The following is a 20242-nucleotide window of genomic DNA, read 5'->3' as shown; positions in this document are numbered from 1 at the left end:
TGGGGGTTTTGGCGGCTGTCCGTTGCGCGGCGCTTGCCCTATGATGATTGCAGTCCGTTTACCTGAGACGCAAAACCGTGAATTTGCGGCGTTTGAAGTATTTCGTGAAGATCGTCGATGTCGGCAGCCTGACGCAGGCTGCCGAAGTGCTCCATATCGCACAGCCCGCGTTGAGCCAGCAGTTGATCACGCTAGAAGACGAATTCCAGCAGCAGTTGCTGGTGCGCACGAAGCGCGGCGTCACGGCTACCGAGGCGGGCGCCACACTCTATCGCCACGCACAATTGATCCTGCGCCAATACGAACAGGCGCAGGCCGACGTAAAAAGCGCCGGCCAAGCGTTGTCGGGGCAGGTGTCCGTCGGGCTCGCGCCCGGCACGGGCGCGTCGGCGTTGTCGTTGCCGCTGTTGCGCACGGTGCGGGCGCGACATCCGAACATCCTGCTCTACATCAACGAAAATTTCGGCACGACGCTGAGCGAGCTCATCATGAACGGTCGGATGGACATGGCTGTGCTGTACGGCGACAAGCCGGTGCATGGTTTGTCGTTCCAACTGCTGATGAACGAGGAGATGTTTCTCGTCGCGCCGCGCAGCATGGGCATCGTGCAGGATAAGCTCGCCGTGAGCGACCTGCGGGACGTGCCGCTCCTGCTGCCGCGCCCGTACAACTACCTGCGCAAGTACGTCGACGAAGGCTTCGCGAGCGTGCAGATGACGCCGAACGTCGTGGCCGAGATCGAGTCCGCGTCGACCTTGTCGGCTGCCGTGAGCGCGGGGATCGGCGCGACCATCCTGCCCGAATCCACCGCGCGCGTGGTGGCGGCGACGGGGGACATCGTGCAGTCGCGCATCGTGTCGCCCGTCATCAAGATTCCGCTGTCGGTGTGTCTGTCCGACCACCTTCCGCTGTCCGAGCCGGCGGCGGCCGTCAGGGATATCTTGCTGGAGTTGGCCGGCGACCTCGCGCTCGGCGTGCGTGCCGGGCCGGGAAGCGATACATAAGCGCACCTTATCGCGACAAAGCCAAACCGTCTTGGCGCAATTTTTCCGCGCCGGATACAGTGAGTCCATCGCCACTCGCCCGGCGCTCAGTGAGCCGGCGCGACACGGCTTGCCGTCGAGCTGGCGACCTCACCGGACCCCGAGTCCGGGGCGTTGAGCAGCCGCGGTGTTTCGCGCACGCCAGTCTCGCGGCGTGCGCCTAACCGGCTACGGACTCAAAGATGGATCTTCAGAAGATAAAAGCACTGATCGAACTGCTAGCCGATTCGCCGCTCCGGAAGATCGAAGTGATCGAGGGTGAAGAGCGGGTCAAGCTCGTGAAGGCGAAACGTCGAGGCAAGCGCAGCGCCGCCGGCGCCGGGATGCCGCCGGCCGTGGCCGGGCAGGGATCGGACCGGCCGCGCAGCGAGGCGGCGCATGCGGCGGACCCTGTGGAGGCCGCCATCGTGCCGCAGCAAGGCGTGGCGCAAAGCACCCCGGTGCTTTTGCCGAAGCTCGTGTGTGCGCCGATGTTCGGCATCGTTCACCTTACTCCTTCACCGGACGCAGCGCCCTTCGTGCAAGTGGGCGATACAGTCGAAGAGGGGCAGGTGCTGTGCGCAATCGAAGCGATGAAGATGTTCAACGCGATCGAATCCGATTGCCATGGCACGGTGCGTGAGGTGCTCGTGGCGCCCGGCAGTGAAGTGGAATCGGGCCAACCGCTCTTTCGCATCGGCTGATCGATCATGTTCGACAAAGTATTGATTGCCAATCGCGGCGAGATTGCGCTCCGCATTCAGCGCGCCTGCCGCGAGCTCGGGCTCGAAACCGTCGCGGTCTACGCCGAGCCGGATGCCGATGCGCGCTACGTTCGATTGGCAGACGACGCTATTTGCATCGGTCCCGCAGCGCCCGGCCAGAGCTATCTGAACGCCGCCGCCATTTTGTTTGCGGCGCATGTGAGTGGGGCTGAGGCGGTTCACCCCGGCTACGGGTTCCTTTCCGAAAACGCGGACTTTGCAACGGCGGTCGAGGCGGCTGGATTGACCTTCATCGGCCCGGCGCCGCAATCGATTCGCGCGATGGGCGACAAGGTGGCCGCCAAGCGCGCGATGCGCGCAGCCGGGGTGCCCTGCGTTCCGGGGCCGGACGGCAGCCTGCCGGACGATCGCGAGGCGATCATGAAGATTGCCGAGGAGATCGGCTTTCCCGTGATCGTGAAGGCGGCGGGCGGTGGCGGCGGCCGCGGCATGCGTGTCGTGCGCGAGCCGGCGCAACTGTTCGAGGCTGTCAGCGTCACGCGCGAGGAAGCGCGCCGCGCGTTCGGCAAACCCGAGCTGTATATCGAAAAATTCCTCGAGCATCCGCGTCATGTCGAAATCCAGGTGCTATGCGATACGCACGGCACGGCGCTTTGGCTGGGTTCGCGCGATTGCTCGCTGCAACGGCGGCATCAGAAGGTGCTCGAGGAAGCGCCGGCGCCGGGCATCGATCCTGAATTGCTTCTCGAAGCCGGTGAGCGTTGTGCCAACGCATGCCGGCAAATCGGCTATCGCGGCGCCGGCACGTTCGAGTTCTTGTTCGAGGATGGCCGCTTCTACTTCATCGAAATGAATACGCGCCTACAGGTCGAACACCCGGTAACGGAGATGACCTCGGGCATCGATATCGTGCGCGAGCAGATCCGCATCGCCCAGGGTCATGCGCTGACGTTGAGCCAGCGCGATATCCGCACCCGAGGGCACGCGCTGGAATGCCGCATCAATGCCGAGGACCCGTTCTCGTTCGTGCCTTGCCCGGGTCGCATCGAGACATGGGAGTTGCCCGGCGGCAACGGCGTACGGGTGGATTCCCACATGAGCTGCGCAAGCGTCGTTCCGCCCTATTACGACTCGTTGATCGCTAAGGTCATTACCCATGGCGATACGCGCCGCGAGGCGTTGGAACGCATGCGCAGCGCGTTGTCTGAGTTGCGCATCGACGGCATCCGCACCAACGTGCCGCTGCATCGAGCCGTGCTTTGCGATCCGGGCTTCGAAGCAGGCGGGGTGGATATTCATCATCTGGAACGCTGGCTCGCACAAAGGAAACACGATGACGCTGACCATTGAACACGCGTCGATGGGTGGCGCGGCCACAAGCGGTGGGGGTCGACAGGACGGGAAGGAGATCGTGCCCGCAATCGACCACGACCCAGCCGAACAGCGTCCGGCCATCAGCATGCTCGGGACGACGGCCATGCTGTTCGAAGCGCCGGGCGAACTCGACTTGCCGGCGCAACGGCGTATCTGGTCGCTCGCCCGCGAGGTCGAAACGTGGCCCGGCGTGCGCGAGGCCGTGCCCGGCGTGACCAATCTGATGCTGACGTTCGTGCGCCCGCCGGCCGACCCTGATGCGCTTGCTGCCGCATTGCTCGAGGCATGGGCGAGGGCAGCCGAGTTGGAGATCGAAGGCAAGGTGATCGAACTGCCCGTCGCGTACGGTGGCGAGTTCGGGCCGCACCTGCAGGATGTCGTCGACCACACGGGATTGTCGGTCGATGAAGTCGTGCAGTTGCATTGTGCGCCGCTCTATACCGTTTATGCGCTCGGCAGCCACCCGGGTTACTGCTATCTGGGCGGCATGGATCCGCGTATTGCCACGCCGCGCCGCAAGGTGCCGGTGCTGGGTCTGCCGGGCGGCGCCGTGTCGATAGGCGGCGCGCAGACGGGCGTGTCCGCATCGACGGGACCGAGCGGATGGAACACGATCGGTCACACTTCGATGGTCTTCTTCGATCCGTCGCGCGAGCAGCCCGCGACGCTCGCGCCCGGCGACATGATCCGTTTTTGCGTCGAGAGGGTTATTCGATGATCGAGGTACTGTCTTCATCCGCGCTGGCCACGGTACAGGACCATGGGCGCGAAGGCTGTCTGCGCTACGGCGTCGGTACGGCGGGAGCGATGGATCGGCTGGCGCTGGCCGTTGGCAATCTACTGCTCGGCAATCCGGACGACGCGGCCGGCATCGAAATTCCGATGTTCCCGTTTCGCGTCCGCTTTCTCGAGAATCTCGCCTTTGCGATCACGGGCGCCGACTGCGCCGCGCGCCTGGGCGAGAAACCCGCGCTGCCCTGGTGGACAATGCATGCGCGAAGGGGCGATGTGTTGACGATCGGTGTGCCGACCGACGGTACGCGCTGCTATCTGTCGCTGGCGGGCGGCGTGGACGTGCCTGTCGTCCTTGGCTCGCGCAGCACGCAATTGCGCGGCCAATTCGGCGGTCATGAAGGCCGTCAACTGCAAAAAGGCGATGTGCTCAAGGCGATCGGCGCCGCGCAGGTACCCGTGCGCGAGGCCGCCGTGTGCGACGCAGCCTTTGGCACGGTGCCGCCCGAACATGCATTGCCGGCGCCTATCTGTGCGCCGAGCGCTGAAGCGGGCGACACCGTCGTGCGTGTGCTGCCCGCGGCCGAATACGATTGCTATCAGCCGCAGTCGATCGACGTTTTTTGGCGCGAAGGATGGAAAGTCACGCCGCAGAGCGACCGTTACGGCTACAGGCTCGCCGGCCCCGCGCTCATCCCCGCGCGCGAGGTCGAGAAGCGATCGCACGGCATCGTGCCCGGCGTGATCCAGGTGCCGCGCAGCGGGCAGCCCATCATCCAATTGCGCGACGCGCAGCCGTCCGGCGGCTATCCGAAAATCGGCACGGTGATCGAAGCGGACCTGTGGCGGCTCGCACAGGCCCGCATCGGGACGAAAATACGCTTCGTGCAGACGACGTATCGGCAAGCCGTCGCCGCGCTGGAAGAACTCGATCGCTACCTCACGCGGGTCCGGCATCTCGTTGGCCTCGTGCGTCCATCGAAACACTAGACATGACACAGAGAAACGAAGTGGATCTCGGGGAGATTCGGCAAATCGCGTCGTGGCTGGCGGCGAGCGGCGTCACATGCATCGAGGTGAGCGGGCCCGGGACGATGCTGCGTTTGGAGGTCGAAGATAGGGAGGATGACGACGCGTCGCGCTCCTCCCGTGCTTACCCATCGACCGTCGCATTTGCGCATGCGGCCGACGAAATGCAGCCGTTTAAATCGAGGACGGTTACCGTCACCGCGAAATCGGTCGGCGTGTTTCTCGCGTCGCATCCGGCGCGTTCGACGCCGCTGGCCGCCCCCGGCTCGCGCGTCGCAGAAGGCGACACGGTGGGCCTCTTGCAGATTTCGCATCTGTGCTTGCCCGTGGTCGCTCCGCGCACTGGCGTGGTGGTGCGGCGCCTCGTGGCCCATGGAGCGACGGTGGGCTATGGCACGCCGTTATTCGACATTTCACCGGCGCCGTGAAGGTGGCAATGAGCCATGGCATCGAATCGAAGAACGGAGCGTAAGAAATGGAAATAGATCTGAATGCTGATCTCGGAGAAGGCTTCGGACCGTACCGGATGGGTGAAGACGAGGCGATGCTGGAGGTGGTGTCGTCCGCAAACGTTGCATGCGGATTCCACGCGGGCGATCCCGTCATCATGGACCGAACCGTGCGTCTCGCGCTCGAGCGCCGGATCGACGTTGGGGCACATGTGGGTTTTCCGGATCTGCTGGGCTTCGGCCGTCGGCCGATTCAGGCCGACCCGCTTGAAGTGGCGAAGTACGTCCTGTATCAGATGGGTGCGCTCGCCGGCATCGCGAAGGCGGCGGGGCATCGCGTCACCCATATGAGCTTCCACGGCGCGCTGGGCAATATGGCCGCCGCTTCATACGAATTGGCCGAGCCGCTGGTGCGGGCCGTCGCGGAGTTCGATCGCGAGCTGATCGTCAGCGTGTCCACCAATACGGAGATCGAACGCGCAGCGGATCGCATCGGCATACGAACGGCAACTACGTTTCTCGCCGATCGAGCTTACGACGATCAGGGCGCCCTCGTGTCGCGCAAGCTCGAAGGGGCCGTCATCAAGGACCGCGCGGCTGTGATGGCGCGGGTCCAGTCGTTGCTCGAAGACGGCACGATCACAACCATCACGGGCGGCAGGCTCGACATGAAGGTGCGGTCGATCCTGCTGCACGGGGACACGCCCGGAGCTGTCGAGCTTGCGCGGGCGGTGCGTGGCGCGATTGAAGCGGCGGGCGGCAGGGTGACGCCACTCTCGCAGCTCGTCCGATAACTTTCGCGCCGGCGATGCAGGCGATGACCATCCATAAGCGAGCCTTATTGCCGCAAAGCCAAGTCGTCTTTTGCTCGCGTTTTAACGACGCATACATTGATCGTAGACGTGCCGTCCGCATCGCCGCGCGATACGCAGAACTTGAAACAGAGGTTATTCATGCCATTTTCAGACTATAAGACCGCGCTTGTCACGGGCGCCTCCACGGGCATGGGCGCCGCGATCGTCGAGCGTTTTTGCCGCGAAGGACTCGAAGTGCATGCGCTGGCGCGCAGCGCCGATCGCCTCGATGAACTGGCGCAGCGTACCGGTTGCATCGCCCATGCGATCGATGTCAGCGATCTGCCTGCCGTGACGAAGTTGACGCAGGAAGTGCCGTTCGACATCGTCGTCAACAATGCCGGCGTATCGCGCAAGGGCTCGATCCTGGATGCCGGCGTCGAGGATGTAGACGTGCAAGTGGAAGTCAACCTGCAGGCCGTGCTGCATATCGTTCGACTCACGATGCCGGGCATGGTCGCACGCGATCGCGGCCATATCGTCAATATCAGCTCGATTGCGGCGATCTACAACTTCAACGGCAACTCGATCTATCACGCGACCAAGGCGGCGATTCATGCGCTATCGCGCCAGTTGCGCGTGGATGCGACGGGCAAGCGCGTGCGCGTCACGGAGATCTGCCCGGGCCGTGTCGCGACCGATATCTTCGGTCACGTGCATGGCAACCTCGAAGAGGCGCGCAAGCAGTTCATCGAAGGTTTCGAACTGCCGACGCCGAGCGATATTGCCGACGCCATCGCATTCGCCATTGCAGCGCCGCTGGCGGTGAACATCAGCAACATGGAGATTTTGCCCACGCTGCAAGTGCCGGGCGGCCTAACCACGATCAAGCGGGAACCGGCCGGGCAGGGCAAATAGGCGATCACCGTCTTCGAGTATCCGAGACCTAGTTGCCCCTTCAATCTGCATCGGTTCGATAAGGAGATTTTCATGCGTTTACCGGTACTCGTGACTCGAGCGTCGTTTCCCGATATCGTCGATCGCTTGCGGGCGGCCTTCGACGTTGCCGACAATCCGGACGACACGATCTGGACGCAACCCGAGTTGATCGAGCGCTTACAAGGTAAAGCGGGCGCAGTGACGGCGGGCAGCGACCGCATCGATGCGACGCTGCTCGATGCCTGTCCCGGCCTGAAGGTCGTGTGCAATATCGGCGTCGGGTACAACAACATCGACGTCGATGCATGCACCGCGCGCGGCGTGCTCGTGACCAATACGCCGGACGTGCTGACGGAAACGACGGCCGATTTCGGCTTCGCGCTGATGATGGCTGCCGCACGGCGCATCGTCGAGTCGGAGCACTATCTGCGCGGCGGCCTATGGACGAAGACGGGTCGCTACGACATGTTCGTCGGCGGCGACGTGCATGGGACGACGCTCGGCATTCTCGGCATGGGTCGCATCGGGCAAGCAATCGCGCGGCGAGGGGCGTTCGGCTTCGGCATGCGGGTGATTTATCACAACCGCTCGCAATTGCCCGCGCAGGTTGAGCAGACCTGCCGCGCAAGCTACGTCGACAAGGCAACCCTGCTGCGCGAATCCGATCATCTGATCGTTGTCGTGCCTTATTCCGCGAGTGTGCATCACGCGATCGGCGCGGCAGAGCTGAAACAGATGAAATCGTCGGCGACGCTGACCAATATCGCGCGCGGGGGCGTGGTCGACGATGCCGCTCTGGCGGTGGCGCTCAACGAAGGCAGCATCGCGGCGGCGGGGCTGGACGTTTTCGAAGGCGAGCCGCTCGTTTGTCCAGCCTTGCTCGCGCAGGCGAACGTCGTGTTGACCCCGCATATCGGAAGTGCGTCAGTATCGACGCGGCGCGCCATGGCCTCGCTTTGCGTGGAGAACCTGATTGCCGCTTTGGGCTGCGGGTCTTCCGCGGGCAAGCCGCCGACGCCCGTGAATCCGCAGGTTTTGACGAGCGCGCTCGCGCAACCGTAGAGCGCGTCACGTGACCGAAGGCGACGCGCTCGGATTGCGAGTGCGTGCATGCCGCGAAGAACGATACAGCGCCCGGCGATGCGCCTCGCATTGGCGCTACGCATTGTGCCCAATTTCGGCGAGGCACGGCTTCGGGCTCGTTTCGGCCGTCATTTCCGAAACTTATCGCACCAGAGGAAAGGCGTCTGCAAGGGCTTATTTTTGCGAGCTAGTATCGATTCAACCCTGCAAGGAAAACGATCGCTGGCGGACGACGCACGGTTCAAAACTGCGTTTAATGCCGTCGTATGGGACCGGTTCGAATCCGGATTTGAATTTAGAGGATGCGACACATGAAGCTTCATTTTGACCTAGCAGCTGTTCTGCATGGAGATTATGGGGCGTTGTTCCTCCACGGCATCGGGCTTACGCTCGCGATGGCGGCGTTGGCCTGGGTGTTTTCCATGATCGTCGGCATTCTCCTGACGCTGATTCGCATGACCCCTTTCCGTCTCGCGACGGCGTTCGTCGCCGGGTTCGTCGCCTATCATCGCAACGTTCCGATGCTGGTGCAGATCCTCTTTTGGTATTTCGGCATTTCGAACATTCTGCCGCCTCAGGTGCAAGCGCTACTCAACAACTACAACGGACAGTTCATCTTCGCGGTCATTGCGATTGGCTTGTGCAGTGCCGCGTATTTATCGGAGGATATCCGCAGCGGGTTGCGCGCTATTCCGTATGGACAGTTCGAAGCGTCGCGCGCACTGGGTCTGAATTTTCTCAGTGCAATGCGTCACGTGGTACTGCCCCAGGCGCTGCGCAAGGCAATTCCGCCGATGATCAATCACACGGTGCTGCTCTTCAAAAATACCAGCCTCGCGATGGCCATCGGCGCGGCGGAACTCACCTACGTGACGCGCCAGGTGGAAAACGAGACGTTCTTGTCGTTTGAATCGTATTTCGTCGCGACGGTGGTCTACCTCGGCATCTCGCTCGTCATCATGCTGTGCGGGGCGCGGGTTGCAGCGCACTTCCGTGTTCCGGGAGCCAGGTGAACATGTTCGACATCCTGCGCGAGAACTGGACGCTTCTGCTGATCGGGCAATACCCACATGGTCCGCTAGGCGGCGTCGTGCTCACCATCTTGCTTTCGCTTTCGGCACTCGCCATTGCTTTTCCGCTGGGCGTTTTGGTTGCGCTGGCGCGCATCAGCCCGTTCGCGATCCTGCGCGCCCCCGCCACGGGGCTGGTGTACTTGGTCCGCGGCGTGCCCCTTCTCATGGTGATCTTTTGGGTGTATTTCCTCGTGCCCGTGTTGACCGGTTATCCCGTCACGGGCTTCGTCACGATGCTGTGCGCGCTCGTGGTGTACGACTCGGCCTATTTGGGAGAAATCATTCGCTCCGGCATCGAAGGGCTGCCGCGCGGACAGACGGAAGCAGCGCGCGCGCTGGGGCTGAGCTATCTGAAGACCATGCGCGCCGTGATCTTGCCGCAGGCGCTCTACAACGTGGTGCCGAGCATGGTCACTCAGTTCGTCTCGACCATCAAAGAGACCTCGCTCGGCTACATCATCAACGTGCAAGAAATTTCGTTTGCCGCCGATCAAATCAACAATCGCTTGCTGACCAAGCCATTCCCCGTCTACCTGATCCTTGCGATGAGCTACTTCGTGCTGTGCTACGGGCTGACTCAATTCGCACAGTACTTGGAGCGGCGTGTGACGCGCAAGCGGGCAGGCACGCCCGTCGCGAACTTGAAGGCGAGTGCGGTCGCGTTGGCCGATCCGTTGCCCACCAAGAACTAGGCGCTCCTTCATTTCGAGGTATGTCGCATGATCAAATTTTCCAGCGTCGACAAATGGTACGGCGAGTATCACGCGCTCGTGGGCGTGAGCGCCGAGGTGCGCAAAGGCGAGGTTGTCGTTGTGTGCGGGCCCTCGGGGTCGGGCAAGTCGACATTGATTCGCACCGTCAATCGTCTAGAGGAAATCAATCGCGGGAAAATCTTCTTCGACGGCCATGACATCCACGATAAGAAGCTCGGGCTCAACACGTACCGTAGTCGTATCGGCTTCGTATTCCAGCAGTTCAATCTATTTCCGCACCTGTCCGTGCTCGAGAACATCACGCTGTCGCCAATGCGAGTAAATGGGCTCAGGCGCGCGGAAGCGGAGCGCAAGGCCAACGATCTGTTGTCGCGAGTCGGCCTATCCAGCAAGGCGAATGCGTACCCGGCGCAGTTGTCGGGCGGGCAGCAGCAGCGTGTCGCGATTGCGCGCGCACTGGCGATGGACCCCCCGGCAATGCTATTCGACGAGCCCACCAGTGCGCTCGACCCTGAGATGGTAGGTGAGGTATTGAGCGTGATGAAGAGCCTCGCGCAGGAGGGCATGACGATGATGTGCGTCACGCACGAGATGGGCTTTGCACGCGAAGTGGCAGACCGAGTGTGGTTCATGGACGCGGGGCAGATACTCGAAACGGCTCCGCCGCACGAGTTTTTCACGCGCCCGAGGCACGCGCGGGCGCAGCGGTTCCTGTCCGATCTTCGTACGCATTGAGTGCGTCGGCAGGCGCTCGAGAAGCAGGTTGGGCATCGCCCAGATGCCCGGTTGATTGGTGGTTTAGCGCACTACACAATATGAGGAGTTTGCAATGCAGGTAAAGAAGATTTACGCCGGGATAGGGGTCGCATTGGGCGCTGTCGCGTGGATGGCTCCCGCTTTCGCCGATCAACTGGCCGATATCAAAGGCCGCGGTGAACTGACCTGCGGCGTGTACTCGAATGTCCAGCCTTTCTCGTATCCCAATGCGCAAACGCGTCAACTGGAAGGGATGGATGTCGACTTATGCACCGCCGTGGCGAAGCACATTGGCGTCAAGGCGAAGCTCGAACCGCTGGCCGTGGAGGCGCGCATTCCGCAACTGAAGCTGGGGCGTGTCGATATCGTGGTGGCGAATCTAGCGTATACGAAGACCCGAGCGACGCAGATCGATTTCAGCGATGCGTATTATTCAACCAAGGAAGTGCTGGTCGTGAAGAAGTCCGATGCGAACAAGAAGTTGACTGATTTCGCGGGACAGAAGATCAGCGCGGCAGACGGATCGACTTCGGCGCAGTCGATCCCGCTCTCGATCAAAGGCGGGCAGGCCGTTACGTTCCACGACACGAGCTCGGCGTTTCTGGCGCTCGAGCAGAACAAAGTGAAAGGCTTCGTCACGAATCAGATGACGGCCACGGAAATCGTCAAGCAGGTGGCAGGCACCGACGGCGCCGTGGCGATCGCGTCGGAGCCGATGCTGATCGAACCGATCGCCGTGGGTTTGCGCAAGAACGAGCCGGCGATGCTGGACGCCGTCAACAAGTCGCTCAATGCGATGGAGCAAGGTGGCGAAATGAGCAGTATCTTCGACAAGTGGCTTGGGCCGAAGACACCTTATGGACTTACCCGCACCGATAAGGTGACGCCCATCGATCAGCTCAAGTTCACGCCGCTGTCTTGATTCGAGCTAGGGGCCTGTGCACTGCGGCCGGGAAGGCACGTTCGCAGGCCCGTGATGAGGATGAACACCCCGAAAGCAATGCCGGCGCGAGTGATCCATGCGCCGGTATGACGGTATCGACGAGCGAAGCATTGAATTGGACTGCGGAACGTGGCGCATAAAGTGGTGGTGATGGGCGTGTCCGGATCGGGGAAGTCGACGCTCGGGCTGCAACTCGCCAAGGCGTTGAACGGCGGTTTCATCGAAGGGGACGACTATCATTGTGCGCAGAGCCGCGCCAAGATGAGTCGAGGAATTGCGTTGTGCGACCGCGATCGGGAGCCTTGGCTCGACCGGTTGTGTGCCTGCATGGGTGCGGACGAAGGGACGACGATCCTCTCGTGTTCCGCGCTGAAACGCAGCTACCGTGAGCGCTTGCGCGGCGGCTTGAACGGCCTGATGTTCGTGTTCTTGGAGATCCCGCTGCCCGAAGCGAACGCACGCGTCTCGCAACGGCAGGGGCATACGTTTCCCGCGTCGCTCGTGGCCGATCAGTTCGCCGCGCTGGAATCGCCCGTGGGCGAGGAACGCGTGCTGTGTTTATCCGCGGGACAGTCCGTAGAGCGCAACCTGGTCGAGGCGATCCGATGGATCGCGGCGCAGGGCGACCGCAGGGAATGTATCGATTGAACGAGGAGTCGAATTGAAAAGCAATCTGGGGATGTTCGATCTCACGGGCCGCCGTGCGCTCATCACGGGGGCGAGCATGGGAATCGGCTTCGCGCTGGCGAGAGGGTTGGCGGGCGCGGGCGCTGAAGTCGTGCTGAATGCGCGTAACGAAGCACGGCTCGCTGGAGCGGTCGCGCGATTGCGCGGCGAGGGGGCGACGGCGCATGCCGCCCCCTTCGACGTAACCTCGCCGGAAGACGTCGAGCGTGCCGTCGCGCGCATCGAGCAGGATGTCGGTGCGATCGACATCCTCGTCAACAATGCCGGCATGCAGCGTCGGGCGCCGCTTGAACAGTTCTCGCACGAACAGTGGGACGAACTGATGAAGACGAACGTCGAAAGCGTGTTTCTGGTGGGTCAGGCGGTGGCACGGCACATGATCGAGCGCAAGCACGGCAAGATCATCAATATCTGTTCCGTGCAGAGTGAACTAGGTCGTCCGAGCATCGCGGCTTATACCGCGAGTAAGGGCGCGGTGAAGATGCTGACCAAAGGCATGGCGATCGACTGGGGGCAGCATGGCATTCAGGTGAACGGTCTCGGTCCCGGGTACTTCAAGACCGAGTTGACCGACGCGCTCGTCAAGGACCAGAAGTTCAGCGAGTGGCTGATCGGGCGCACGCCCTCGCGGCGCTGGGGCGACGTGGAGGACCTCGTTGGCGCGGCGGTGTTTTTGGCGAGCGATGCGTCGAACTTCGTCAATGGCCACATTCTTTATGTCGATGGAGGCGTCACCGCGACCCTTTAGGTTTGCCTCATGCATTGATGTCGAGAATGCACAGTCGGAAGCGGGCCGACGCGTTACGCAGGTACATGGCCATCGCACAGCGGCGGGTACGAACCTGCTCACCGCCCCTGAGTTTCCAAGCAGGCGCCGCACGCCAATCGCGCCGCTTTTCGTTCGGCGTTGCGCTGCGCGAAGCCCGCTATCGCCCAAACGCCGAGGCCGGCCACTGCGAGCAACGCTCCGACCCAACCCGGCGAGGTCCAGCCGAAGCCGCCTGCGATCGCGAGGCCGCCGAGGAACGGCCCGAGCGCGTTGGCGGTGTTGAACGCGGAGTGATTGAGCGAAGCGGCGAGGCTTTGCGCATCTTCCGCGACGTCCATCAAACGCGTCTGCAATACGGTGCCGAGCGCGCCGCCCACCCCGATGAGGAAAACATCGATCGCAATCGTCCAGACGTTCGAGGCGGCCAACGGGAACGCCAGCAGCGTCAGCGCGCTCCAGACCAGCAAGAGCCCGGCTGTGCGCATCAATGCGCGGTCGGCGAACATCGGCACGACGATATTGCCCGCGGTGAGCCCAACCCCGAAGATGCTCAACACCAAGGAAGCCATGCCCACCGACGCATGCGTCACCGACATGAGCACGTTGGCCAAATAGGTATAGACAGCGAATAATCCGCCGAAGCCGATCGCGCCGATACCGAGCGTGTACCAGACCTGTGCACGGCCTAGCGCGCTCAATTCGCGCAGCGGGCTCGCGCCGGCGGCGGCCGGCGTGGAAGGCGCCCATAGCCGTACGCACGTCATCGTGAGCGCGCCCATCAGCGCCGCGAAGCCGAAGCTCCAGCGCCAGCCGATTGCATGACCGAGCCAGTTCGCGAACGGCACGCCCACGATGGTCGCGACCGTGAGCCCAAGAAACATGCGGCCGACGGCGACCGTGCGGCGGTTCTCGGGCACGAGCGAGGTGGCGACGAGTGCCGCGACGCCGAAATAAGCGCCATGCGGCAGTCCGCTAATGAAGCGGAACAGGAGCATCCAGCGGTAGCTCGGCGCGAGCGCGCTCAGCGTATTGCCCACGGCGAACAGCGCCATCAGCGCGATCAGCAGGTCGCGACGATCTAGCCGCGCGCCCAGCACGGCAAGCGCGGGCGCGCCGACCACCACACCCAACGCATAGGCGCTGATGACATGCCCGGCCACGGGTGCGCTGATGCCTAGGCCCTGCGCGAATAGCGGCAAGACGCTCATCGTCGCGAACTCGGTCGTGCCGATCGCGAAGCCGCCTACCGCCAAGGCTAGGAGGACCCAGCCGGCTTTAATTCTTACTGCTGCTTCGTTGTGGTGCATTGCGGGCTGCCGTAATCAAGCGGGGAAAACCCGCAAAGCAGCAATTCTAGTAGCGTGGCGAAATGTTCGCTTGGAATGGAATCGGTTCCGTCCGGCCGGGTGGCTTCAGCGAGACGTGCGGGCGCTCACCGGCGGCGCGGTCTAGGCGAGCTAGCGCGCGAGCCGGCCTCACTGCGGTGTATTGCCCGCAGCGCCGTTCCCGGATGGCCCCGGAGCCGGAGCCGGCGGCTGATCGGGCGTCGGGGTTGGCGACGATCCCGCCCCTATCGGCGGGAAACCGCGGTTTTCATGCGGCGTACTGGGTGGCGGCGCACTTGGCGCATTCGGTGCACTCGGCGCTGGCGGCACGATGGTTGGCGCCAGTTGCGGCGCGGCGCCGCCGGAAGTGCTGGACGCCGCCGACGGCGGGCTGCTCCCGGGTACGCCGAGCAGCGGCGGCACCGACGCCGGCAACGGGGCGGAGGCCGACGAAGGTGAAGCCGACGAAGCGGGCGCAGTCGCCGACGCAGGCGGCGCTTCCGACGCAGGGCCGGACGGCGCGGCAGGCGCGGGCGACGGCGCGCGTTGCACCGGCGCGCGATGCGCCGGCACCGGCGGCTTCGCGCCGGAGAGCCACGCCATCCACGCGCGCAGTTTGTCGCGGAACCTATCGAAGGCGCCCGGCTGCACCTCGGTGTCGAATCGCACGCGAGCATCGATCAGGCGCGCGCGCAATGCCCGTTGATAGAAGTCGCCGATGATCGGCAGCGCGCTGTGCGCGCCCTCGCCCCAGTAATTGCCGCCGAGCGTGACGCGGCCGTCGTCGAAGCCTACCCATGCGCCCGCAACCAGTTGCGGGTGCATCAGAATGAACCAGCCGTCGGTGTTGCCCTGGGTCGTGCCGGTCTTGCCCGCCACGTCGGCGCGAATCCCGTAGCGCGAGCGAATGGCGGCGCCGGTCCCGCGATTGACCACATCGCGCATGACGTCGATCAACGTGCGATCGGCCGCGACCGGCAACGCCTGTTCCGGGGCGGCGGGCTCGAACTGCGCCAGCACGCGGCCGTCGTGATCCTCGATGCTCGTTATCATGCGCGGCTCGAGATAGGCGCCGTCGTTTGCAATGGTGGCATAGGCCGACACCATTTCCTTGACCGTGACCGGACTGGTGCCGAGCGCGAGCGAGGGCACCGGGTCGAGCTTGCTGTCGCGCACGCCCATCGCTTGCGCGAGCCGCGCGACGCGCTCGGCGCCGATCCGTTCGATCAGCTGCGCCGTAATCCGGTTGCGCGAGTAGGCGAGCGCATCGCGCAGCGTCATCGGCTTGCCGCTCGGCGGGGCGTCGTCGTCCGGGCGCCAGATCTCGCCGCCCTTCAGCGCAATCTCGACGGGCTGGTCGATGAACGTATCCGTCGGCTTCGCCCCGGTCGCGAACGCCGCGCCATAGACGAACGGCTTGAACGTCGAGCCGGGCTGGCGCCGCGCCTGTTGCACATGGTCGAACGGTTCTTCCGTGAAGTCGCGGCTACCCACCCAAGCCTTGATGGCACCGCTGCGCGGATCGATCGCGAGAAAACCCGCCTGCACCTCGGTTTTGTCGCGACATAGGGTGCGCACGAAGCCGCGGTCGGCGCCGAGCTGTTTCAACGCAGCCTCGTCGCTCTGACCCGCTGCGCGTGCACTGCGATATTCGGGCGATTCGCGCATGAACGTCCTGAATAGATCGTTCGCCGGCGAGCAACCCGCGCGGCCGCTCCATTGACCGTTGGCAATCGATTGCAAGGCTTTGCCCTGCAGCGCGACGGCTGCAGTGGCCATTGCCTGCAGGCGCGCATCGATCGTCGTATGCACGATCAGGCCGTCGGAGTAGACGTTGTAGTCGTTCGCATCGGCCCAACCGATCAACCACTTGCGCAATTGCTGCGCGAAATGCGGCGCGGGGCCGGGCGGCTCGACTTGACGCTCGAAATCGACGGCGAGCGGCTTGACTTTGAGCTTGTCGTAGGCGGCGGGACTCAGCCGGCCGTACTTCACCATCTGAGCGAGCACCGTATTACGCCGCTGCAGCGCGCGTTCGGGGTTGAGCACCGGGTTGTAGTAGCTGTTGCCTTTCAGCATGCCGGTGAGCGTGGCGGCTTCGAGAATGTCGAGCTCGGCGGCCGACTTGCTGAAATAGGTGCGTGCGGCCATCTCCACGCCATAGGCGTTGTAGAGAAACGGCACCGTGTTCAAGTAGGTTTCGAGAATCTGGTCCTTGCTGTAGGCCATCTCGATCTTCTCGGCGGTGATCGCTTCCTTGATCTTGCGCGTGAGCGTCGGGGCACGGCCCACTTCGTCGGGGTACAGGTTGCGCGCGAGTTGCTGAGTGATCGTCGAGCCGCCCTGACGATCGCCGTGAAAGGTGTGCAACGCCGCGGCGGCAGTGCGTTTCCAGTCGATGCCGTGGTGCTCGTAGAAGCGATGATCCTCGGTCGAAATCAGCGCATCGACCATGTGCGGCGAAATCTGCTTGAGCGTGACCCATTCGCGGTTCGACGGCTTGAATTCGGCCAGCAGCTTCCCATCCGCCGAGAGGATCTGCGCCGGGCGATCGACGCGCGCCTTGCGGATGTCGCTGATGCTCGGCGTGAACGGAATCAGCACGAGCACGTACAGCACGATGAGGGCGGGCGGGGCGGCAAGCGCGAACAGCACGCCGCGCCGGGTCGGATGCCGCATGCGGCGCGCCCATCTGATGCATGAATCGCTTACGTTCGTGATGAGTCGGTGCGTCACGCTGCGGTCAGCCTGGTCTGAAAAGGCTGCATGGTACCAAACGGCCCGACATTCACGGGCCCTGGCAGCTAGCGCGCGGCGCCAGATGACCTGAAAAACATTCGTAATCTCGCCGCCTCGGATACCCCAAAAGGCCCCTCATCTGGATGCTCAAGCATCCCAGCCATTTTGAGGCAGAGGGTACTGGCACCATGTTAGTATCGTAGGATAAATATCGAAGCCGCACGAAAGTCAGCGGCTTTCTTCGCTCCGCGGCCGTCGCGAGCAACTGAGAGATTGGAACAACAATGCTAATCAGATCCGCTTCGCTCGGGGAACTGAAGTACGGCGACCTATACGCTGCAATACAGCGAGGGGTGCTGCAACGAGAACGCTTGCTGAGGCTCGATACACCGCTCGGCCCGGACGTCCTCATTCCGCTGCGCGCCCAAGGCTGGGCGAAGATCGGCCGCGATTATCGTTGGACGGTGGATGCGGTTTCGATCCAGAACAATATTTCGCTATTGTCCTTGATGCATCAGCCCGTAACGTTATGGCTTCAGCAGGCAACTGCATCATCGTCCGGTTCGACATACCGTCCCATCCACGGCTTTGTCCATCGTATCGGCGTGCTCGGCAGCGACGGCGATCTAGCTGTCTATCAGCTCGAATTTTCGTCGGCGCTTTATTTCCTTGGTCATACTCGCGACGACCGTTACTGGCTCGAGAAAGACGCGCGCCAAATCGTGCTCGACGTCCTCGATCGGTATCCGCAACTGCAAGGCTGCGTTCGTCTTGACATCGCGCAAGAGCCCCGCGTGCGCTCGTATTGTCGGCAGGCGGAATCCGATCTGAATTTCGTCCATCGCATGCTCGAGGACGAAGGCTGGTACTTCTTTTGGGAGCACGCACGCGACCAGTCAGGGCAGACCACGCTTGTCATCGTGGATCGTCTCGCGGCACTGCCCAAGGGAAAATCGGTTCAGTATTATCGGGGCAATACGGACGATGAAGTCGACGGCCTCACGCAGTGGTCGGCCCTGCAGACGCTCCAAAGCGTGCGCTATACCAACCGGTCGTTCGACTACATGCGGCCGGGCTATGACTTCGAAGCGTCGAGTCGGCTCGAAGCGACCACATACACCATCGAGAAATGGCGATACGATGAGTCGCGCCAGATCCCGGCGGCGCCGATGGAAGTGTTCGAGTCGCTGCCCTACGGCTATCCTAGTTCGGATGCCGGCTACGATCGTGCGCGCTTGCGTACCCAGGCCTGGGATGCGCAGGCGTGTCGCTTCTTGGGCGTGGGCGCCTTGCGATGGGCGGATGTCGGTTCGCAGTTCGAGTTAAATAACCACCCGCGGCACGCCAAGGGGCAACCGCAGGATCGGGAGTTCGTCGCTATCGAATTGCGCTGGCATATCGAGAATAACGTGCCCATCGGACGCCATGACGCGGCCTTCCCTCACAGTCTGCAACGTGCGATTGCGCAAGCGAAAGCCGCACACGGCAAGCGCTTCACGTCGAAACCGCATATTGCCGATGGGCAGACGGGCTTTTTCGTCGTCGAACTCGAGGCGCAGCCGGCAAAAGTTGAATACCGAAGCCCCTTCGAGCACCGTAAGCCCGTCATGCCGATCGAGCATGCGCAGGCTGTTGCGCCGCAAGGCGAAGAGGCATGGGCCGACGAGCTGAATCGGATCCGCGCGCGCTTTGCGTGGGACCGGCAGACACCGGAAGGCGCATTCGTTTCTTCACCTTTGTTGCTCACGATGCAAGCCGATACCGGCAACGGCTACGGCGGCGTTCACGTGCCCCGCGCGGGTGAATGGTTGGCGATCGGCCATTGGGGTGGCGATTGTGATCGTCCGTTCGTCCTCGGCCGACTCACGGGTGGCACGACCCGACCGCCTTGGCACACAAACGTTTTGCATTCCGGTTTCCGCTCGCGCGGGTTCGGCAATTCCGGAGCATATAACGCGCTGGTCCACGACGACGCGACGAACCAGGGCGCGACACGCCTTACGAGCTACACGGGCAAGAGCTACAGCGCTTTCCACCAGGGCTACCTGATTCAGCAGGACGGCAATACGCGGGGCCGCTATCTGGGCAGCGGGTTTATCTTGCACACCGATGATTACGGGGCAGTGCGAGCCAATCGCGGGCTATATGTCAGCACGCATGCAAAGTCATACGACAGTGAACAGCTTGGTGCGGACGAGCTACACGATCAGTTGAATCGCACAGGGATGCTGGTCGAGTCGTTGTCGAATGCCAGTACGACGGCACGGGCCGAGCCGTTGCAAGCGAGCCAAGACGTTCTCGAGGCGATGGTGAGCGCAACGCGTCAAAGCAGTTCGGGCACCACGCCCAGTGGGCGCACGGGGGGCGGTGGCACGGGTGCAGCCAATAGCTTCGCTACGCCAGTCATCGCAATGGCGAGCCCTGCCGGCATCGTTCTGTCAACGCAGCAATCGGCTCAACTGGCGGCCGATCGACAGGTTAGCGTGGTCAGTGGCGAAAACGCGAATGTTGCCGCTGGAAAGTCACTCGTCATGGCGGCCGCCGAGAAGTTCAGCCTGTTCGTTCAGCAGGCCGGAATGAAGCTTTTCGCGGCTAAGGGCAAGATCGAAGTTGCGGCCCAAAGCGACGAGATGCAGCTCTACGCGGATCAGAACATGACGCTGACGAGCAACCAAGGACGGATCATTCTCGAGGCCAAACAGGAATTGATGCTCACGTGCGGCGGTTCCTACATCCGCATTACGGCCGACGGCATCGAGGATGGCACGCGCGGCGCCAGAACGTTCAAATCGGCTTCATTCAGCAGACAGGGGCCGAGTTCCGTCGCGGAGCACATGAACAGCTTACCGAAAACGAAGTTCAACGATCCTTATGTGCTGCGAGATCGCATAACCGGTGAGGTGTTGAAGAACCACCCGTACGAGCTTGTTCGGGCGGACGGCACGCGCCTTACCGGTACGACGAACGAACTCGGACATGTGCCCGAGCAGAAGAGCGAAAACGTCGAGTCGATCATGCTGCGCGCGCTGCGGCCGAATCCGAAGACCGGCGGAACTTCAGCGTGATTCGCGATAAAAACTCTAATTCGAT

18 protein-coding genes are annotated in these 20242 nt (G+C 62.9%); 16 read left to right on the top strand and 2 right to left on the bottom strand.

The genetic code is table 11. The annotated features are described in order from the left end of the window. Positions 1–77: 77 nt before the first annotated feature. From nac to QQS38_RS05225, 15 genes are all read left to right on the top strand, one after another. Positions 78–1004, top strand: a complete 927-nt coding sequence (gene nac, locus QQS38_RS05295; protein WP_479644322.1) for a nitrogen assimilation transcriptional regulator NAC — start codon at positions 78–80, stop codon at positions 1002–1004. A gap of 221 nt (positions 1005–1225) precedes the next feature. Then, on the top strand, positions 1226–1726 hold the full coding sequence (accB, locus tag QQS38_RS05290; RefSeq protein WP_479644321.1) for an acetyl-CoA carboxylase biotin carboxyl carrier protein: 501 nt from the start codon (positions 1226–1228) through the stop codon (positions 1724–1726). Positions 1727–1732: 6 nt separating this feature from the next. After that, a complete protein-coding gene (gene accC / locus QQS38_RS05285; RefSeq protein WP_479644320.1) occupies positions 1733–3097 on the top strand; it encodes an acetyl-CoA carboxylase biotin carboxylase subunit in 1365 nt (454 codons plus the stop codon). A 109-nt stretch (positions 3098–3206) separates the two neighbouring features. Beyond that, positions 3207–3839: a 5-oxoprolinase subunit PxpB gene (pxpB, locus tag QQS38_RS05280; RefSeq protein ID WP_479644537.1), complete on the top strand. Its 633-nt coding sequence runs from the start codon at positions 3207–3209 to the stop codon at positions 3837–3839. Then, positions 3836–4843 carry a 5-oxoprolinase subunit C family protein gene (locus QQS38_RS05275; protein WP_479644319.1) on the top strand — a complete coding sequence of 336 codons (1008 nt, stop codon included), beginning with the start codon at positions 3836–3838 and terminating at the stop codon, positions 4841–4843. Before pxpB ends, QQS38_RS05275 begins: the two co-directional genes overlap by 4 nt. Before the next feature lie 2 nt (positions 4844–4845). Further along, complete coding sequence (locus tag QQS38_RS05270; RefSeq protein WP_479644318.1) at positions 4846–5310, top strand: acetyl-CoA carboxylase biotin carboxyl carrier protein; 465 nt, start codon at positions 4846–4848, stop codon at positions 5308–5310. 47 nt (positions 5311–5357) lie between these two features. Next, entirely contained in the window at positions 5358–6125 is a 768-nt protein-coding gene (locus tag QQS38_RS05265) for a LamB/YcsF family protein (RefSeq protein WP_479644317.1), read from the top strand. A gap of 159 nt (positions 6126–6284) precedes the next feature. Next, positions 6285–7043: an SDR family oxidoreductase gene (locus QQS38_RS05260; RefSeq protein ID WP_479644316.1), complete on the top strand. Its 759-nt coding sequence runs from the start codon at positions 6285–6287 to the stop codon at positions 7041–7043. A gap of 72 nt (positions 7044–7115) precedes the next feature. Further along, positions 7116–8126 carry a 2-hydroxyacid dehydrogenase gene (locus QQS38_RS05255; protein ID WP_479644315.1) on the top strand — a complete coding sequence of 337 codons (1011 nt, stop codon included), beginning with the start codon at positions 7116–7118 and terminating at the stop codon, positions 8124–8126. A 332-nt stretch (positions 8127–8458) separates the two neighbouring features. Continuing rightward, on the top strand, positions 8459–9160 hold the full coding sequence (locus QQS38_RS05250) for an amino acid ABC transporter permease (RefSeq protein WP_479644314.1): 702 nt from the start codon (positions 8459–8461) through the stop codon (positions 9158–9160). A gap of 2 nt (positions 9161–9162) precedes the next feature. Then, on the top strand, positions 9163–9912 hold the full coding sequence (locus QQS38_RS05245) for an amino acid ABC transporter permease (RefSeq protein WP_479644313.1): 750 nt from the start codon (positions 9163–9165) through the stop codon (positions 9910–9912). A gap of 27 nt (positions 9913–9939) precedes the next feature. Continuing rightward, on the top strand, positions 9940–10668 hold the full coding sequence (locus tag QQS38_RS05240; protein ID WP_479644312.1) for an amino acid ABC transporter ATP-binding protein: 729 nt from the start codon (positions 9940–9942) through the stop codon (positions 10666–10668). 94 nt (positions 10669–10762) lie between these two features. Further along, on the top strand, positions 10763–11611 hold the full coding sequence (locus QQS38_RS05235) for a transporter substrate-binding domain-containing protein (RefSeq protein ID WP_479644311.1): 849 nt from the start codon (positions 10763–10765) through the stop codon (positions 11609–11611). A gap of 150 nt (positions 11612–11761) precedes the next feature. Further along, positions 11762–12280: a gluconokinase gene (locus tag QQS38_RS05230; protein WP_479644310.1), complete on the top strand. Its 519-nt coding sequence runs from the start codon at positions 11762–11764 to the stop codon at positions 12278–12280. Positions 12281–12311: 31 nt separating this feature from the next. Next, complete coding sequence (locus QQS38_RS05225) at positions 12312–13067, top strand: glucose 1-dehydrogenase (RefSeq protein ID WP_479644536.1); 756 nt, start codon at positions 12312–12314, stop codon at positions 13065–13067. 98 nt (positions 13068–13165) lie between these two features. Here QQS38_RS05225 and QQS38_RS05220 read toward each other — a convergent pair whose 3' ends face one another. Then, entirely contained in the window at positions 13166–14395 is a 1230-nt protein-coding gene (locus QQS38_RS05220; protein ID WP_479644309.1) for an MFS transporter, read from the bottom strand. A gap of 168 nt (positions 14396–14563) precedes the next feature. Then, entirely contained in the window at positions 14564–17149 is a 2586-nt protein-coding gene (locus QQS38_RS05215) for a penicillin-binding protein 1A (RefSeq protein ID WP_479644308.1), read from the bottom strand. 287 nt (positions 17150–17436) lie between these two features. Here QQS38_RS05215 and QQS38_RS05210 point away from each other — a divergent pair, with 287 nt between their 5' ends. Next, a complete protein-coding gene (locus QQS38_RS05210) occupies positions 17437–20217 on the top strand; it encodes a type VI secretion system Vgr family protein (RefSeq protein WP_479644307.1) in 2781 nt (926 codons plus the stop codon). The last annotated feature ends 25 nt before the right edge of the window (positions 20218–20242 follow it).

The organism is Trinickia sp. Z7 (assembly GCF_056498045.1).
The sequence above is the reverse complement of the archived record's forward strand: the minus strand, read 5'-3'. Positions and strand labels throughout refer to the sequence as shown.

Excerpts from the sequence above, each read along its gene's own strand:
- accB (WP_479644321.1), top strand. The coding sequence starts at position 1,226 with ATGGATCTTCAGAAGATAAAAGCACTGATCGAACTGCTAGCCGATTCG.
- QQS38_RS05260 (WP_479644316.1), top strand. The coding sequence starts at position 6,285 with ATGCCATTTTCAGACTATAAGACCGCGCTTGTCACGGGCGCCTCCACG.
- QQS38_RS05220 (WP_479644309.1), bottom strand. The coding sequence starts at position 14,395 with ATGCACCACAACGAAGCAGCAGTAAGAATTAAAGCCGGCTGGGTCCTC.
- QQS38_RS05255 (WP_479644315.1), top strand. The coding sequence starts at position 7,116 with ATGCGTTTACCGGTACTCGTGACTCGAGCGTCGTTTCCCGATATCGTC.
- accC (WP_479644320.1), top strand. The coding sequence starts at position 1,733 with ATGTTCGACAAAGTATTGATTGCCAATCGCGGCGAGATTGCGCTCCGC.
- QQS38_RS05265 (WP_479644317.1), top strand. The coding sequence starts at position 5,358 with ATGGAAATAGATCTGAATGCTGATCTCGGAGAAGGCTTCGGACCGTAC.
- QQS38_RS05245 (WP_479644313.1), top strand. The coding sequence starts at position 9,163 with ATGTTCGACATCCTGCGCGAGAACTGGACGCTTCTGCTGATCGGGCAA.
- QQS38_RS05275 (WP_479644319.1), top strand. The coding sequence starts at position 3,836 with ATGATCGAGGTACTGTCTTCATCCGCGCTGGCCACGGTACAGGACCAT.
- QQS38_RS05250 (WP_479644314.1), top strand. The coding sequence starts at position 8,459 with ATGAAGCTTCATTTTGACCTAGCAGCTGTTCTGCATGGAGATTATGGG.
- QQS38_RS05240 (WP_479644312.1), top strand. The coding sequence starts at position 9,940 with ATGATCAAATTTTCCAGCGTCGACAAATGGTACGGCGAGTATCACGCG.
- QQS38_RS05270 (WP_479644318.1), top strand. The coding sequence starts at position 4,846 with ATGACACAGAGAAACGAAGTGGATCTCGGGGAGATTCGGCAAATCGCG.
- QQS38_RS05225 (WP_479644536.1), top strand. The coding sequence starts at position 12,312 with ATGTTCGATCTCACGGGCCGCCGTGCGCTCATCACGGGGGCGAGCATG.
- QQS38_RS05235 (WP_479644311.1), top strand. The coding sequence starts at position 10,763 with ATGCAGGTAAAGAAGATTTACGCCGGGATAGGGGTCGCATTGGGCGCT.
- pxpB (WP_479644537.1), top strand. The coding sequence starts at position 3,207 with ATGCTCGGGACGACGGCCATGCTGTTCGAAGCGCCGGGCGAACTCGAC.
- QQS38_RS05210 (WP_479644307.1), top strand. The coding sequence starts at position 17,437 with ATGCTAATCAGATCCGCTTCGCTCGGGGAACTGAAGTACGGCGACCTA.